The sequence below is a fragment of the Nocardia farcinica genome (assembly GCF_029867845.1).
Lineage (GTDB): Bacteria > Actinomycetota > Actinomycetes > Mycobacteriales > Mycobacteriaceae > Nocardia > Nocardia farcinica_A.
The window spans coordinates 1-1,324 of the sequence record NZ_JARWRU010001236.1; the positions used below are offsets into that span (position 1 = coordinate 1).

Annotated in this window: 3 protein-coding genes; 1 reads left to right on the plus strand and 2 read right to left on the minus strand. The window is 76.8% G+C overall.

Annotated elements, in window-relative coordinates:
- The first annotated feature begins 157 nt into the window (after positions 1 to 157).
- Positions 158 to 565 (plus strand): SRPBCC family protein, encoded by a 408-nt coding sequence (locus tag QH283_RS27680; protein ID WP_280505870.1) that lies wholly within the window; start codon positions 158 to 160, stop codon positions 563 to 565.
- A gap of 30 nt (positions 566 to 595) precedes the next feature.
- Here the strand turns inward: QH283_RS27680 and QH283_RS27685 are convergent, their stop codons facing one another.
- Together QH283_RS27685 and QH283_RS27690 are read right to left on the minus strand one after the other, a co-directional pair.
- On the minus strand, positions 596 to 769 hold the full coding sequence (locus tag QH283_RS27685; protein ID WP_280505871.1) for a hypothetical protein: 174 nt from the start codon (positions 767 to 769) through the stop codon (positions 596 to 598).
- Positions 770 to 774: 5 nt separating this feature from the next.
- On the minus strand, positions 775 to 1,248 hold the full coding sequence (locus tag QH283_RS27690) for a CinA family protein (protein WP_280505872.1): 474 nt from the start codon (positions 1,246 to 1,248) through the stop codon (positions 775 to 777).
- Between the last annotated feature and the right edge of the window lie 76 nt (positions 1,249 to 1,324).

Sequence of the window (1,324 nt, forward strand, 5' to 3'; positions counted from 1 at the left end):
GCTATGGGCTGTGGGTGGTCGGCGCCTCGCACATCAGGGACGTGGGCGCGGGCTGGCCCCCCGCCGGCCCCCCCCAACCCCCCCGCCGCGGGCCCCGGGCGCCGGCCCCCGCCCCCCCCCCCCCCCGGGGCGCGGGGGGTCCGCGGGGTGGGGATGGGTGGGGGGGGGGCGCCGCCCTCCCCTCACCGGCGGGGTGGCGGGGGGGGGCCCGGCGCCGCGCGCCCGCATCCACCACGGCGTCGGCCCGTGGCCGCTGACCCTGCACGACACCACCGAGGTGCTCGCGGTGGAACGGCCGAGGCTGCTGGAACTGCGGGCGCGCACGTGGCCGTTCGGCGCCGCCTGGGTGCGGCTGGAACTGCGGCCGGTGGGCGAGGGGCGCACCGAGATCAGGATGGCGGAGCGAGTCAGCGGCGGGCCTGCCAAGGTGTTGCCCGGAGCGGTGCAGGACCTGATGATCGCGCCGCGCAATCGGGAGTCGTTGCGGCGGTTGGCCGACATCGTGGTGGGGCGGCGGCCCGGGGGACGGCACGAGGAGGTCGACGAGCCGCGCGGGCCGCGCTGAGCGCGAAGCCGCGCGGGCCGCGCGAGCGGGTCAGGCGGAATCGTCGTTCTTGTCGGGGGTGGTCAGCTCGGGCGCGATCTCGCGGGTGGCCATCCCGCCGTCGCGGCCCTCGTCCTTGGGACCGGGCCGCCCGCCCTTGGGTTCGGTGTTCTTGCCTTCAGCGGTCTTGCCTTCAGCGGTCTTGCTCTCGTCGGCCTGCGCCACGCGGATCACCTCTTCGCTCTCCCGGCCGCGCCAAGCAGCAGGCGCAGCGCGTGTTCGACGGTCTGTGCCAGGACGTCCTCGGGTTCGCCCTCGAACTTCTGTTCCTCGGCCTCGCAGGTCGTCCCGGTGGCCACGGCGAACCACACCGTGCCCGGCTCCCTGCCGTCCTGCGGGTCGGGACCGCCCGCGCCGGTGACGGCGACGCTCACGGTGGCGCCTATGAGTTTCCCGACCCCGGTGGCCATCGCCTCGGCGGCGGTCCGGCAGACCACCGGACCCTCCGGCACGTCGAGGACGTGGTGTTTGACGTGCCGGGAGTAGGCCACGACGCCGCCGCGGAACCACTCGCCCGCGTCCGGGGCGGCGCCGAGCGCCGCGGCGAGATTTCCCGCGGTCAGCGATTCGGCGACGGCGACTTGCAGGCCGGTCCGTCCGGCGATGTCGGCGATCTGTTCGGCGAGTTCTGCGGCCCCTGCCATGGCGTCCTCCCGGCTGTGCGTTCCCGCGGTGGGGCCCCCCCCGGGGGGGGGGGCCCCCCCGGCCGGGGGTGACCCG

Coding starts and splice junctions, on each gene's coding strand:
- QH283_RS27690 (WP_280505872.1), bottom strand. CDS start 1,248: ATGGCAGGGGCCGCAGAACTCGCCGAACAGATCGCCGACATCGCCGGA.